General features: G+C 35.7%; 13 protein-coding genes. 3 read left to right on the forward strand and 10 right to left on the reverse strand.

Going from position 1 to position 14,918, the window contains the following annotated elements; translation table 11 throughout:
- Window positions 1-113: 113 nt before the first annotated feature.
- The 5 genes from lplA to hemE form a co-directional block, all read right to left on the reverse strand.
- Window positions 114-1,103, reverse strand: coding sequence for a lipoate--protein ligase (lplA, locus tag BCI01S_RS06940; protein ID WP_047943079.1), 990 nt, complete (start codon window positions 1,101-1,103; stop codon window positions 114-116).
- 256 nt (window positions 1,104-1,359) lie between these two features.
- Window positions 1,360-3,579: a YhgE/Pip domain-containing protein gene (locus tag BCI01S_RS06945; RefSeq protein WP_061797513.1), complete on the reverse strand. Its 2,220-nt coding sequence runs from the start codon at window positions 3,577-3,579 to the stop codon at window positions 1,360-1,362.
- A 112-nt stretch (window positions 3,580-3,691) separates the two neighbouring features.
- Window positions 3,692-4,276, reverse strand: coding sequence for a TetR/AcrR family transcriptional regulator (locus BCI01S_RS06950; RefSeq protein WP_047943077.1), 585 nt, complete (start codon window positions 4,274-4,276; stop codon window positions 3,692-3,694).
- Between the two features lie 258 nt (window positions 4,277-4,534).
- Window positions 4,535-5,479, reverse strand: a complete 945-nt coding sequence (hemH, locus tag BCI01S_RS06955) for a ferrochelatase (protein WP_061797518.1) — start codon at window positions 5,477-5,479, stop codon at window positions 4,535-4,537.
- A gap of 67 nt (window positions 5,480-5,546) precedes the next feature.
- Window positions 5,547-6,608, reverse strand: coding sequence for a uroporphyrinogen decarboxylase (hemE, locus tag BCI01S_RS06960; protein ID WP_061797523.1), 1,062 nt, complete (start codon window positions 6,606-6,608; stop codon window positions 5,547-5,549).
- A 547-nt stretch (window positions 6,609-7,155) separates the two neighbouring features.
- On the opposite strand from hemE, the gene BCI01S_RS06970 reads away from it, so the two are divergent.
- A complete protein-coding gene (locus BCI01S_RS06970) occupies window positions 7,156-7,680 on the forward strand; it encodes a hypothetical protein (RefSeq protein ID WP_047943072.1) in 525 nt (174 codons plus the stop codon).
- 28 nt (window positions 7,681-7,708) lie between these two features.
- On the opposite strand, the gene BCI01S_RS06975 is transcribed toward BCI01S_RS06970, so the two are convergent.
- The 3 genes from BCI01S_RS06975 to liaF are packed head-to-tail and all read right to left on the reverse strand — an operon-like array spanning window position 7,709 to window position 10,112.
- Window positions 7,709-8,344 (reverse strand): response regulator, encoded by a 636-nt coding sequence (locus BCI01S_RS06975; protein WP_047943071.1) that lies wholly within the window; start codon window positions 8,342-8,344, stop codon window positions 7,709-7,711.
- Window positions 8,337-9,368 (reverse strand): sensor histidine kinase, encoded by a 1,032-nt coding sequence (locus BCI01S_RS06980; protein WP_061797529.1) that lies wholly within the window; start codon window positions 9,366-9,368, stop codon window positions 8,337-8,339. The genes BCI01S_RS06975 and BCI01S_RS06980 overlap by 8 nt, the downstream gene beginning before the upstream one ends.
- Window positions 9,369-9,377: 9 nt before the next feature.
- Entirely contained in the window at window positions 9,378-10,112 is a 735-nt protein-coding gene (gene liaF / locus BCI01S_RS06985) for a cell wall-active antibiotics response protein LiaF (RefSeq protein WP_167555725.1), read from the reverse strand.
- Between the two features lie 340 nt (window positions 10,113-10,452).
- On the opposite strand from liaF, the gene BCI01S_RS06990 reads away from it, so the two are divergent.
- Entirely contained in the window at window positions 10,453-11,856 is a 1,404-nt protein-coding gene (locus tag BCI01S_RS06990) for a hypothetical protein (RefSeq protein WP_061797537.1), read from the forward strand.
- Window positions 11,857-12,002: 146 nt separating this feature from the next.
- Here the strand turns inward: BCI01S_RS06990 and BCI01S_RS06995 are convergent, their stop codons facing one another.
- Window positions 12,003-12,671, reverse strand: coding sequence for a phosphatase PAP2 family protein (locus BCI01S_RS06995; protein WP_061797543.1), 669 nt, complete (start codon window positions 12,669-12,671; stop codon window positions 12,003-12,005).
- A gap of 167 nt (window positions 12,672-12,838) precedes the next feature.
- Between BCI01S_RS06995 and BCI01S_RS07000 the strand changes: the two genes are divergently transcribed.
- The gene (locus BCI01S_RS07000) at window positions 12,839-14,047 is read left to right on the forward strand and encodes a M20 family metallopeptidase (protein ID WP_061797549.1); all 1,209 of its coding nucleotides are present in this window, start codon (window positions 12,839-12,841) and stop codon (window positions 14,045-14,047) included.
- Between the two features lie 50 nt (window positions 14,048-14,097).
- On the opposite strand, the gene BCI01S_RS07005 is transcribed toward BCI01S_RS07000, so the two are convergent.
- Window positions 14,098-14,817, reverse strand: coding sequence for an EcsC family protein (locus BCI01S_RS07005; protein WP_061797555.1), 720 nt, complete (start codon window positions 14,815-14,817; stop codon window positions 14,098-14,100).
- Window positions 14,818-14,918: the final 101 nt, after the last annotated feature.

Raw genomic sequence — 14,918 nt, forward strand, 5'->3', positions numbered from 1 at the left:
GCGTGTCCAGCTCTCCGTTGCACTCTTACTTTCAAAAAGGGTATAAAAAAAGCATCCAAAATAAGAAGAAACCTTCTATCATTTAAGATGCTAAAAATTATTCTTCTATATAATCAATAAATCAATTGCAGAAAATCTTCTTTTGTCACATTTCCAAAATAATGCTTTATGGAAATATCGCCTAATGCCTTTTCTAATTCGGAGCGGTCATAGCGGACCCCGATCAGTCGTTTTTCAATATCTTCTACATCGCCAACTCCAAAGAAATCACCATAAATTTTGCAGTTTTTCACAATTCCTTTTACTACATCAAATCTTACATCGATTTGACCAACTGGGAAACGATGTGAATGCTGTAAATTGAATTTAGGAGATTTGCCATAATTCCAATCCCAATTTTGATATCTTTCTTTAGATAATTGATGAATTTTTTCCCAATCTTCTGCTGTTAAGACATATTCTTGAATATTCTCTTCCCCTTCAAAAAGATAGCTTAATAACAGGCTGCGAAATTCTTGAATGGATATTTTTTCTGGAAGAAATTCAGTAATGTTTGCTACTCTGCTTCTTACTGATTTAATCCCTTTGGATTCGATTTTGTCTTTTTTCACTTTTAGCGCTGACACAATATGATCCATTTCTGAATCAAATAATAATGTTCCGTGCGTAAACATTCTTCCTCTTGTAGAAAATTGTGCATTGCCAGAAATTTTTCTACCTTCAGCAAGAAGATCATTACGACCACTTAATTCAGCATTTACTCCCATGCTTTTAAGTGCTTGAACAACAGGCTCGGTGAATTTTCTAAAGTTATGAAAGCTATTCCCGTCATCTTTCGTGATAAAGCTATAGCTTAAATTACCTAAGTCATGATAGACGGCACCGCCGCCAGATAATCTTCTAACAACATGTATGCCATTTGACTCTACATAATCAGTATTAATTTCTTCTATCGTATTCTGGTTTTTCCCAATAATGATAGAAGGTTCATTTATATAAAATAAAAGATACGTTTCATTTATGTCTAAGTTTTTCAAAGCATACTCTTCAATTGCTAGATTAATGCGTGGATCTGTTATCCCTTTATTATCTATAAACAGCATAAAAAGACACCCCTTATAATTTTGTAGAATTATATCCAATTTTCCCGAATTTAATTACCCTTTTATACTATAACGAAAAAACGGGAAATAATCACTTCATTTGTACTTTTTTCATCGAATTGGCAAAGTTTAAGAAATGGAGTGATCTTTTAGACACCATATAAAAAGCTGCAACTATGTATCTTCCCCACACTCTATCAAGGTTTCGCACAATAGAGGTAACTTAAGAAGATATAAAGTTAGCAGCTTTTTCAAATTATTCTACTGTTACTTCTACTTCCTTATTTGTATAATACCGTTTGTATTTAAAAATAAAATAAACAGCTGTACCTGCAAAGAATACAAGTGGGTAAATACCAAGAATCTCTGCATTATGCCACATAAAGTCCATATCACCAGTAGAGATAACTGCTTTTAATCCAGCTACTGAATAAGACATTGGCAATAGATTGTGAATATGTTGTAAAACATTTGGTATTAACTCTAATGGGAAAGTACCCGCACTTGTTGTTAATTGGAAAATCATGATGATGACGATAATAAATCGTCCTGGGTTTCCAAATAAAGTAACCAAAAATTGAATAATCGAGAAAAACACTAAACTAGTTAGAATGGTAAATAGGATAAACAATGGTACACTTTCCACTTCCATTCCTAAGATGACTAGCAACACAAAGGAGGCAACTAAAGCCTGTAAGATTCCTACCCCAATCAAAATAATCGTTTTGCTTAAGAACCAACGAATTCCACTTTTTGGCTGTTCTTCTGGTTCTGCAAAAGAGAACACAATTGAGAGCATTAATGCACCAACAAATAGTCCTAGCGAAATGAAATATGGAGCTAAGCCAGTTCCATAGTTTGGCACATCCGATACTTTGTCTTGGTCAACTAAGATTGGTTCAGCTATCATGTCATATGTTTTTTCATCAGAATGGATGGAACTTGCTTCCTCAGCTCCGTCTGATAATTTAGACGAAAGCTCCTTGCTTCCATCTAATAAGGATGATGTTCCATTTACCAATTCTTTTGATCCATCTTTGAGCAAATTGGTTCCATCTGATAAAGCAGTCGATCCTGTTGCAAGTGTATTCATCCCTGATACTAAAGTATTTGCACCAGAAGACAATTTAGTAGAACCATCAACAGCTTTTGCGAATTCAGAAGCATACTTATTCATACCAGCCACAAATTGTTCCTGACCAGCTACCTGCTGTTTTACCCCATTTTCTAGCTGGCTGCTTCCATCACTTAACTGATTAATGCCTGTTTGCAATTGTTTTTGCCCTTTATTTAAGTCTGTTATGCCATTAGACAAGCTTGTTCCGCCGGCTGCAAGCTGGTCTGCTGCTTGACTTAACGCTTTTGTATTGGTGGCAATCGAAGAACTGCCGTCCACCAACCCTTTAAGTGCTGCTACAAGCTGCTGCTTATTTTCTTCTGGCAAACCTTGCAGCATGGGCATTATCGCATTAATTGTTTCCTGTAAGGTTGTTGCACCTTCATGCAACTGATTAGCTCCAGCAGCTAATTGTTCTGATTTATCGCTCCAGTCTGTTAAGCCTTGTGTTAAAGTATTGGAGCCTGTTTGCAGCTTATTTGTCCCTTCTATTAACGAAGGAATATTTGCTTTAACTGTGTTGATTCCATCTTTGGCTTGCGAAACACCATCAAGAATTGCCTGGTCTCCCCCTTGCAGTTTCTGTGCAGCATTATTTAATTCCCCTTGGGCTGATTGCAATTGCGTTAATCCTTGCTTTAAATCATCTGCTCCATTGGCAAGCTCTTTCACTCCATTATTAGCACTATTAACACCATCGGAAAATTGTATAGACTTTTCAGCAAGTGTTTCTAGATTTTTATACACTTCTTCTGTACCCGATTTTACTTTATCTGTTCCATCTTTTAAATCTTTTGCACCATTACTTGCTGTTTTTAAGCCGTCTGACATTTCCGTAATATTTTCAAAAATAGATTCCGCATAGGTTTCTGTCACTTCTTTACTAACACCTTGCTTTATTTTTTCAATTGCGGAATTCCCTATTTGAGAAGAAATAAAGTTATATCCTGGATTAGAAACATATTTTAGATCCAATTTTTGTGGATTATCTTCAAGTAATGTTGTCGCATTATCGGAAAAATCCTTTGGGATTTCTATCAGCATATAATACTTCTGATTTTTTAAATTTTTATAAGCAGTTTCTTTATCGACAAATTTAAAATTAAAGTCTTCGCTGTCCTTTAAATTTTCCACTAAATCTTTTCCAATATCTAATGTTTTTCCATTCATCTCTGTCCCAGTATCTTCATTCACAACGGCAACAGGCAATTTATCTAAGTTTCCATAAGGATCCCAGAAGGCCCATAAATAAATACCAGCATATAATACCGGAACAAACACAATAGCGATAACAGAGATCAGCATCATTTTATTTTTAAAAATAGAGGACAGCTCTGCCTTTAGTAAACTTTGTTTCATATAATTCCCTCCATTTTTAATCAATCATTTATCCTATAAAAAACAATTCTAATAGCTTAGTTAAAAGAAAAACATCCTGGTTATTAACTTTAATAACTAACAGACTATTTTCTCATTTATTAAGCGGGTTTGCTAATCCATGAAATAAATGTAATTCAAAACTAGAAGCTATTTCCTCTGTAGTAAGAGGTGGATGTTGTTTCTCCCACTCAAAAATAAGCGCTAAGTATACTTTAATAATAATAAAGGATGTCAACTCTGGATTCTGGGTTTCAATCTCTCCTTTATCTATCGCTTCTTGTACACGTGTTTTCATATAATTTAAGATCGCATTTTCTAAATGGCTAATTACTTCCTTTACTTCCAGCGTACCAATTTCTCGCTGTTCTTGAAAAAGCTTAACCGTCAGATGATGCTCTTTACGGTATTCAAGCATATTCATCAGTGCACGATGGGCATTTTCCATAAACGTAGAAGAAGGATCAAATGACTCATCTGCTCTTTCCTTCATTTCTTTAATTAAATCATTAACAATTTCAAAAAAGAGCTCCTCTTTATTTTTAAAAAAAGTATAGATCGTTCCTTTTCCTACATTTGCAATTTTAGCGACATGATCCATAGTTGTTGCTTTATAACCAAACATAGAAAATGATTTAGTCGCCGCTTCTAAAATAAGCTTCCTACGATCAACAGCCAAATATTCCACCTCTTTCTTTCCATGCGAATAAAAACAGTTTCTCCAGTTATGTAGAAGAAATTTTCTCTCCAGCCATTTATGCATTCATTATTGATTCACCACAAAACTGACTAAAATAACATTTCGGTCAGTTAGTACAAAAAAGAATATATCACAGAGTTAAACCCGTTGCAACAAAAGAAACCAAGTGATTTTCGAAAAAATCACTTGGTTCCGTTTACAATATAATAATGTCAACAAAAAATAATTTACGGCACTTTACCCTTTAATAGGTACTGCAATTTCTTTTAAAATCACTGTTGCTAGTGCGTCAATAAATTCCGGCTGAGCATTTGGCATTTTTGGTCGATAATAGCTTGCTCCAACTTCTTCCGTCACAACAAAGCACTCGTAATCATTGTCATATAAGACTTCTAGATGTTCCGCTACAAATCCTACTGGCACATATACAAATGCTTTATATCCATATTTCGCATGTAAATCTCTTGTTAAATCCTGGACATCTGGACCAAGCCAAGGATCTGGTGTATTTCCCGCACTTTGCCAGCCTAGATAATAAGTAGATATACCTGCTCCCTTTGCAATTAACTCTGCTGTATCCTTTAATTGGTCTGGATAAGGATCTCCATATTGAAGGATTTTTTCTGGCAAACTATGCGCAGAGACAATTAACGCTGCATTTTCGCGTTCTTCTTGTGACATTTTAGCGTATGTCTCTTTTAATTGATTAATCCAATAACGAATAAATTTGGGCTCCTTATACCAGCTTTCGATACTATGAATGGTTAAGCCCCCTAATTTTTCTGCTTCTTCTTTAGCACGATTATTATATGCCTTAATACTAAAGGTAGAGTAATGAGGGGCTAACACAATACTCACTGCTTCTTCGATTCCATCTTCATGCATCATCTTTACTGCATCTTCTACAAATGGTTCAATATGCTTCAATCCTAAATACATTTTAAATTCAATATCTTCTTGTATCTCATTAAGATGTGCTTCTAAACCCTTTGCTTGTTCCATCGTAATTTTTGCTAATGGAGAAATGCCGCCAATTGCTTCGTAGCGACTTTTTAAATCTGCCAGCATTTCATCTGTCGGCTTTCTACCATGTCTAATATCTGTATAATATCTTTCAATATCTTCTTCCTTATATGGTGTACCATATGCCATAACGAGAAGCCCCATTTTTTTTCGACTCATTTTTCATTACCTCGCTTCTTTCTATTATTTTGTATCTTTTTGATTTTAGCTATCCTTAAAATCCCTTTTATTTGCCTGAGCGCTTACTACTTAGTAAGTCACCGGAATATTCATGAATAAAACCAGTCAATTTTTTCAACACAGCTGGATCTACATCTGGGAACACACCATGTCCTAAATTAAAGATAAAGCCTTGCTGCTCTATTCCCTGTTCAATGATTTGCTTTGCTTTTTCCTCAATAACACTCCATGGTGCAAGAAGTACTGCGGGATCTAAATTTCCTTGTACAGCTTTGGTTACTCCCATTTTTCTTGCTTCTGATATAGGTAAGCGCCAATCTAGCCCAACTACATCTAAGGAAAGATCATTCCATTCAAGCGCCAAATGACTCGCCCCGACTCCATGCATAATGAAAGGAACATTTTCATTCTCCAGCTCAGAAAAAATCCTATTCATGACCGGCTTTATAAATAATCGATAGTCCTCCACATCTAAAGCACCTACCCACGAATCGAATATTTGAATCGCACTAGCACCTGCATTAATTTGCGCCTTTACGTAGGTAACCACCATATCACCAAGCTTTTCCATTAAAGCATACCAAGCTTCTGGTTTAGCATACATAAACGCTTTTGTCTTATGATAGTTTTTGGATGGTCCACCTTCAATCATGTAACTAGCAAGAGTAAAAGGAGCGCCGGAAAAGCCTATTAACGGAACATTTAATTGTTCAGTTGTAAGCAGTTTAATCGTGTCAAGGACATATTTAATATCTTGCTCAGGATGTAACATACCAAGTCTTGTAATATCCTCCATTGACTGAATAGGATTCTCTATCACAGGTCCGATTCCTGATTTTATTTCCACATCAACCCCAATGGCCGGAAGCGGCGTCATAATATCTTTATATAATACTGCAGCATCGACATCATACTGATCAACCGGCAATTTCGTAACATAAGCACATAGCTCTGGCTGATGCGTTATTTCAAATAAAGAATATTTCTCTTTAATTGCTCGGTATTCAGGCTGCGAGCGGCCTGCCTGTCGCATATACCATACCGGAACATATTCAGTGGGCTGTCCTTTTGCCGCTTTAATAAATGTATCTTTCATCTGTTTATTCATCCTTTTGATGTCCACCTTTCAAAGGTATGTATTTCGTTCTATATAGTGATTAACGTTTTTTATTTATAATAATTATTAAGTTATAATATTTATAAATAATATGCAAGTAAAAAGTTTTTTAAACAAGTTTTTTTACGAACAACATTTGTTTCCAAGTTATTACCATCCCAATAAAAAGGAATGCCTGTCCTAGACATCCCATTCTTTTTTTTACTATATGTAAAAATCTTCTTTCCCAATCATGCATATATTTCAATAATATATCTTTTTTACTATCTTTGCATAGATAACTTATCACTTTGTCACAATTTAGACATTTTTTACCCAAAATTAAAGGAGATTACACCTCTTTTGCTAATTATAGGCAGCGCATACAAAAAGTTAAATCATGAGAACATAAGGGAAAAGCTTTAAATGGAACTAGGCATCTCGAATAACACGGTAGTTAATGTTAATATACAAATGAGAATAGTTTAAGAGGGTTTTATCGTAACTTTCCGCTTTCTATTGTATGCTTAAAATATCCTTATGACTTGGAGGGAGATTAGTGAATATCTATCTTACTAGCGGAACCTATGATTATTTAGGGAAAAAATACGAAAGTAAGTTTTCGAATGAAACATTGTTATTAATGCAGGAAGAAGCCAGCGATCGGGCGATACTACTACACGAAAGTCAAGCTCCTTCTTTCTTCCAAGAACCAAGAAGCTATGACATTTTATTCAGTTATGGAATGTTAGAAAATAAAGGGTTTATTACCATGAATCATATTCCAGTAAGTGAAGAAAATAAACCTGTTTTCGAGCATAAGATGATGAAGTACTTTACATCTATCCCAAACAAAACAATGACAGCTATACGCTTCCTTCGTCCTGCTAAGGGAGACACCTATATCCTCTTTTGTCTATGGGAAGAAAAAGCGAATTATATAAAATGGAAACAGCACGAAGCAAATGTAGAAGCTCCCATAGGTAAGAGTAATGAAAAAAGCTGGAATAGTTCCCAGCATTCTATCTTTAATGGAAAACCGTATTTTGTACAATTAACGATTCCAAATGAAGAAAAAGCGTAATTAATCTAGTAGCCAGCTGAACTTATGACTATCTTGTTTTAATAATGCCATTCCTATTGGCATACACAGCAGCTTGGGTTCGGTCGGCTACTGCTAATTTCGATAAGATGTTGCTTACATGTGTCTTTACTGTTTTGATTCCAATATATAGTTCTTCACTAATAGCCTGATTAGTCATTCCTTCTCCAATACACATTAATACATCTAATTCTCTTTCTGTTAAATCATCATGTGGCTTTCTTTCTGTTGCTCGCAATTTTTTCACCATCACGTTAGCAACCTTTGGCTCAATCACTGCTTCGCCAGTATAGGCTTTATTAATTGCTTGCACGACCTCTGTAGCACTTGCTGTTTTTAATAAATAACTAAATGCGCCTGCTTCTATTGCCGGAATGACTTGTGCTTCATCATAGAAGCTTGTAATTATGATTACTTTGCAGCTAGGATACTCTTTTAAAATAGCCTTTGTTGCTTCAATACCATTCCCGTTTTCCATTAATAAATCCATTAACACAATATCCGGCTTCTCCTTTAGTACAAGCTGAACTGCAGTCTGACCACTATTTGCCTCTCCCATAATGTGAATATTGGGTTCTGTCATTAGGTAAGAAATAATTCCTTTTCTCACCATTTCATGATCATCTACTACTACCACTCTAATCATTTTCCCACCCCTTTGTTGGCACTCGAATATCAATATAAGTTCCTTCTCCCATTTTCGAACGAAGTTCCATCACTCCACCAATTTCTTCACAGCGCTCTCTCATTGTCTTTAACCCATATGATGCAATTCTTTCTATCGTCGGATCAAAGCCTTTGCCATTATCACTTATATGTAGAGAAGCATATTCTTCTCGTTCTTCCAAAATGATTCTTACTTTATCTGCATGAGAATGACGAAGCACATTGGATAGAGCCTCTTGAACAATTCGAAAAAGATGTTCCTGTCCAGCCGTAGATAGACCATCTATTTCATCAATGCTTGCAGAAAAATGAAGCATTGTTTTTTCTTTCAGCTCTTGAATAAGCTTGATTATGCCATCACACAACGTATCATTGCTTAATTCAATCGGTCTTAGATGAAGCAGCAATGCTCGCATTTCCCCTTGCGCTTTTCCCGCAATCGAAACAATTTCCTGTAACTGCTGCTTGGCTAAAGCAGGATCCCGGTCAAAAATTTTATATGCAGCAGAAGACATCATATTTAATGCAAATAATTGCTGACTAACAACATCATGCAAATCCCTCGCCAGTCGTTGTCTTTCTTCTATTACTGCGGCATTGTGGGCTGTTTGCCCGAGCGTTGTTTTTTCATTTGCTAATCTCTGCAAAGAATGAATTTGCTCTTGTTGATAATCAGCGAGCTGATTAAGTTCTTCTTTTACATCATAAACATACTCACTTGTTGCAAGCGGCATTTTTGGCGGTATTTTTCCTCTCCTTAAAGATGATATAAACCAAAATATTTCATCTAATTGTTTCTTTATTTTACCGCTCCATTTAAAAGCAAAATAAAAACCCACCACTGTTATCAGAAAAAAAAAGATGGCAGCTAAGGCAAAACTCCCTATCCAAGACGTTGCAAAATTTGGAAGTAAATAGATACTTATAAATAGCAGCAAAGAAATAATCAAACTTGTTAAAATGATATTTCGATAATATCCATAACGACTAATTGTCTGTCTCATGTTTCCCCCTTATACCTTTTGCACTGTAATATCGCCAATATCAAGCAAAATATTTAGCTTTATTTTTTTTATTGCCTCTTCATAATAGGCAGATTTATGCTCCAGACTATTTCCAATTCCCTCCTTAACCGACTGCAGAATTCGTACTTCTCCAATCTTTACTTCGGCTTGAACATAAATGGCTAGATCATCTGGAACAATAATTTTCACATCCCCAATCCTCGCATGGATAAACAGCTCGGTTTCTCCTTCAGGAATAAAAGCTTTGCTAAAATCAATATAGACATCTCCTAACCCATGAGAAATTTCCATCGGTTCGACAGCCCAATTATCTGTATTATACTTAACATCTCCCATGCGAAAGGATTTCTTTGTATAACGTTTTCCGCCACTGTCATATTCAAAAGTGAACTTAGGTTTGATGAGTCCTAGTGCCATTAAAATAATAATTAATGGCCATAATTTCCAAAAATCGATAAATCTAAATTCTAATACTTGAAAACGATCCAAAAGGAGAAGAATAGAGAAAATAAGAATAAATAAGGTAAAAAATAAATTGCTTTTTCGTTTTAATGTTATTTGATAGAGCGAAAGCAGACCATAAACAAGCAGCAAAAACGGATATATTATGACAAATAATTTTTTTATTTCCAAGGAAATGACACCAATATTAACAAGTAATAAGATTACTCCTACAATAAGTAAACTAATAGAAAACATTATTTTGGAGATTGATCTTCTCAAAAACTCCCCTTCTTTCCTAGACATCTATAGATAGAATTTTTGTGAAATTCTAAAAAGCAGTCTTTTTCAACTATAAATCTATTGTACTACCTTTATGTAATTTTTTGCTCCTTCTTTCGATGTTTTTTTCTCCACCTTGAGAAGGAGTCTTTGGCACATTTTTCTTCCGGATTTTTAGAATAAATCCTTCCTCCCATTCCAAAGCAATGAAGTGAAACACACTATATTTTAAGGAGGTACCAATCACCTTTTACATACAGCTACATAATCTGTATTAACCGAATGGTGATAGATGCCTATAGCATCCTCCACTTCAAATCGGGAAAGGAGCTGGATTTATTTGGGTATCGAATTAACAGCACTTCATTGGATATATGTACTATTTATTGTCTTTATCATCGGCTTTATGGTAATGAGAAGAGATACTACCTTTATTTGTATCGTTGGAATCTTTCTATTAGCGATAACAGCGACCGGATCTTTAAGTACCTCGATTAGCAGTATTTTCAATAGTTTCATCTTTGCTATTACAGAATTGTTACCTACTATTGTTGTTATCTCTATTATTGTTGCAATGAGTAAAATTTTGACGAAAACAGGTATTAACGATGTAATGATTTCTCCCTTTTCCAAACTTATTCGTTCACCTGGACTCGCTTATTGGACGATCGGAATAGTAATGATGCTCATTTCTTTCTTTTTCTGGCCATCCCCCGCAGTAGCATTGATCGGAGCTGTTCTCTTACCAGTAGCTTTACGGGTTGGTCTGCCAGGAATTGCTGTTGCCATGGCAATGAATTTATTCGGCCATGGGATTGCATTATCAGGAGATTTTATCATCCAAGCTGCACCGAAACTTACAGCAGATGCTGCTGGCATACCTGTCGAAGACGTCATGCATGCAAGTATCCCCCTTGTCATTGTTATGGGGGTTGTAACAACTATTACTGCATTTTATTTTATTAAGCGCGATATGAAAAGAGGAACACTGACTTTTGCAACTGGTGTCACCTCTATTAATAAATCAGATATTCTTCCCCAAGTAAATAAATTACTACTAAGTAGTACACAAAAGAAACTGTTCGCCATTCTGATTCCCATTCTCTATATTCTTGATGTTGTTGCAATGTTTTTATTAGATTTACAAGGGGGAGATGCTACCGCACTGGTTGGTGGAACATCCATTTTTATTCTTCTTTTAATAACATTAGTAAGCTACAAAAATAAAGGCTTGGAGAAAACAACGACTTATTTGATCGAAGGATTCCAATTTGGTTTTAAAGTATTTGGACCGGTTATTCCAATCGCTGCTTTCTTTTATTTAGGTGACTCTGGTTTTAATACGATTATCGGGGACTTTCTCCCAAAGGAGTCCCACGGAATCGTCAATGATCTCGGTATTGCTCTTGCTTCCACTGTTCCATTAACGAAAGAAATTGGCGCCGTTACACTAACAGCTGTAGGAGTTATTACCGGCTTAGATGGTTCTGGCTTCTCCGGCATTTCATTAGCAGGTTCTATTGCAGGGTTGTTTGCCCATGCAATTGGCAGTGGAATAAGCACATTAACTGCTTTAGGGCAAATTGCTGCCATCTGGGTTGGCGGTGGAACTTTAGTCCCTTGGGCATTAATCCCGGCTGCTGCAATCTGTAATGTCGATCCATTTGAATTAGCAAGGAGAAATCTTCTTCCAGTCTGTATCGGCTTAGTAGTGACTACTATTTTTGCCATGTTCCTCATCTAACTAGCGATAATCAGTTAAAAATTATTTTTACTGGCAAACCCAAATAATCATACGAAGATACTAATGTATGCTTCGTATATTGTTTGGGTTTTAAACCTTTTTAAAAGGAAGTTCCATGAAATTTTCTAAAACTTCTTTATCATCCATTAGCTACTTAGTTTTGTTCCTGCTCCTTTTTGTTTATGAAATCGATCATAAAATGTTTCATAGAAACCTACCCATACAAACAGCCAGATCCCTCCTAATAAATAACCACCAATAACATCTGTTGGATAGTGGGCCTCTAAAGCAATTCTACTTATACCAATTAGCAAAATGAATACAAAAGCAATAACTGCCAAAATCAACTTTCCTGCATTCCCTTTTATTTCTTTCGCTAGAATATGTGCAATAAACAAATAAAGAAGTAATCCTACCATTGCATGCCCGCTAGGAAAACTAAAACTGTCTGTCTCTAATGCTTCAGCAGCTAAGGGTCTAGGTCTTGCCACTAAATCTTTCACCCACTTATTCAGTTCATTTCCTAGTCCAACACAAAAGACAAATGCTGCAATTCCTACAAAATCTTTCTTTTTCCACCAAAGAAAAAGAATAAATAGGAAAGCGATAATTCCAATGCCTATTTTATCTGCAATGGATGATATGCCTTCCCAAAAAGGAATAAAACTAGCTGGAAACAATGTATGTATAAACTGGGTTAGTTCTGTATCAAATGCTAATATTACTTGTCCATTTACAGCTAGGATTAGCAGGATAAACAATAAGAATGACAGGATTATTAATCCCCAAGCCATTTTTGATTTTCTAATATCCATAATTCCTCCTAAATGAATTTCATTTTAACCTTATTTTAACAACATCTCTCTTATAAGGATAGGCATAATCTTTACGATACATAATAGTTTATCCGCTTTTCACCTCTCTTCTTTATTACTACATGCTATAATAAAAATATTCTAAATAGTCAAACGAGGTGGAAGATATGCTACAAATTATATGGGAACAACTAGATAACTATTATAATGAAATGGTTAAAATACGGAGATACCTTCATCAATACCCTGAATTATCATTCAAAGAGGTTAAAACAGCTCAATATATCATCTCTTTCTATGAAAAATTAGGAATTCAAGTTACAGGAAACGTCGGAGGTAATGGAGTAGTCGCAAAAATATCAGGGGGAAAACCTGGAAAAACAGTTGCGCTCCGTGCTGATTTTGACGCTCTTCCAATCCAAGATGAAAAAGATGTTGCTTATAAGTCAAAGGTTTCAGGTGTCATGCACGCCTGTGGTCATGATGGGCATACTGCAACCTTATTAATACTTGCTAAAGTAATAAATGAGTTTAAAGAAGAATTAGCAGGGAATTTTGTTTTTATTCACCAGCATGCTGAAGAATCAAATCCAGGTGGCGCAAAAGCGATGATTGAAGCAGGCTGCCTGGAAAATGTGGAGGCTATATTTGGCACTCATTTATGGGCGACACTTCCCACAGGGACTATTTCCTATAAAGCAGGACCCATGATGGCAGCAGCAGATGAATTTAAAATTAAAATCCAAGGTCAAGGGGGACATGGAGCACAGCCGCACAAAACGAAGGATTCTCTTGTTACCGCATCTCAACTGGTCCTTAACCTTCAACAAATTGTCAGCAGAAAAGTAAATCCTATCCACCATGCTGTTTTAACAGTAGGCTACCTTGAATCTGGTAATGCTTTTAATGTGATTGCTGACACAGCGATCCTAGGGGGAACAGTCCGGACGTTTGATAAAGAAACGCAATTACTTATAAAGGAAGAGCTGGAGAGAGTAATAAAAGGCACGTGCTATACAGCAAATAGTACATATGAATATGAATACGATGACGGCTATCCAGCAGTCGTTAATCACCCTGAGGAAACTTCCTTTTTAGCACATTGTGCGGAAAAGGTCCCAGGAGTGATTGTTCTAGAGGGAGAACCTGAATTAACTGGCGAGGACTTCTCTTATTATCTGCAGCATGTAAAAGGTACCTTTTTCTTTACAGGAGCAATGCCTGATACAAATGGTCCGACTTATCCGCACCACCATCCTAAATTTGATATTAATGAAAAGGCTATGCTTATTGCCGCAAAAACATTAGGTTCTGCTGCTATTACTTATAATATTTCCTTAAGCGCAGCAAAGGCTAGTACTAACTTAAATTCATAAAATTTATAAAAAAAAAGGAAGAGATTCTAAACACACGAATCTTTCCTTTTTCATTTGTTTTGTTCCTGAAAATAACGCCAGCGATAAACATTCTTAGCTGCTTCTCCCAATTGATCCATTAAATTATAATTAGCGTAGGCACCCACAGCTGCCCCAATCCCCGGCACCAATTGCAGCATTTTTACAAAATCAATAAAATCGCGATATTCCTGCTGTAGATCCTGCCAATTAAGGCTAGCAACTCTATGCTTTTCTTCTTCCCAATTCTCTATTATCTCTAAAACTTCTCTTCGTTTTCCTTCACTTGAAAAAGCTAACTGAAAGATATAGAGCAAATAGATTCTTTCTTCCACTTGAGCCGTATCGTAACCATATGTGGCTGCGGCTTCCATTAAAAAGTTCATTTTAATGGAAAGCAATAAGGGAAAATCAGCCAATCCAAGCAATATCCCACCAGCCCCCGTTCCGGCACCTTCTACAACAGCAACCTTTTGAAATTGACTTATTTTTTTGGTTAACTCTTCATCTTTTCCTTGCAAAGAACGGAAGATAGGTGGATTTTTTTTCTTGATAATATTGCTGCCGGCAAGTGTTGCTTGAATCATCTGTTTAATTGCTTCCGTAAGGGTCTGATGAACTTTATCTGGTATATAAGAATTTATTTTATTTTGCGCTTTTTTTGATACTCTATTTAAAATAGAAGACCGTTTTTGGATTTTCCGTTTCCACTCTTCTACTTCTTTTAACGCTCTTTGTTCATATTCATTCATTTATCTTCCTCCTTGCTTATGCTTACGTTCCATAAAAAAAATAGTTCCTGATTTTTTGAAGTTAATTATTAAAAAAGGAGCTTCCCTTCTAATACACACTA

This window comes from Niallia circulans NBRC 13626 (assembly GCF_001591585.1).
Classification (GTDB): Bacteria; Bacillota; Bacilli; order Bacillales; family Cytobacillaceae; genus Niallia; species Niallia circulans.